The organism is Chimaeribacter californicus, assembly GCF_002858675.1.
Taxonomy (GTDB): domain Bacteria; phylum Pseudomonadota; class Gammaproteobacteria; order Enterobacterales; family Enterobacteriaceae; genus Chimaeribacter; species Chimaeribacter californicus.
Window position 1 is genome coordinate 1 of record NZ_PJZF01000120.1, and the last position, 368, is coordinate 368.

Annotated in this window: 1 protein-coding gene; it reads right to left on the minus strand. The window is 58.4% G+C overall.

What is annotated here, in order from left to right:
* Positions 1-368: aminotransferase class I/II-fold pyridoxal phosphate-dependent enzyme (locus tag CYR55_RS23195; RefSeq protein ID WP_338153023.1), on the minus strand; the 368-nt coding region annotated here is incomplete at both ends.

The following is a 368-nucleotide window of genomic DNA, read 5'->3' on the forward strand; positions in this document are numbered from 1 at the left end:
GTTAAACGCCGTTCCCTGTACCAGCAGCACTTTTTCCTGCAACAGCAGATCCAGCACCATTTTCTGGTCGTCATGGATATTAAAGCGTTTGGCATCAATGCGCGGGAACATATACAGCGCGCCGCGCGGTTTCACGCAGGAGACGCCGGGGATGTCATTAATCAGTTCCCATGCCCGGTTGCGCTGCTCCACCAGGCGGCCACCCGGCTGGATAAACTCGCTGATGCTCTGGTAACCGCCCAGCGCGGTCTGGATGGCATGTTGCATCGGCACGTTGGCGCACAGGCGCATCGACGCCAGCATCTCCAGCCCTTCGATATAGCCTTTGGCGTGTTTTTTCGGCCCGTTCAGCACCATCCAGCCCTGGC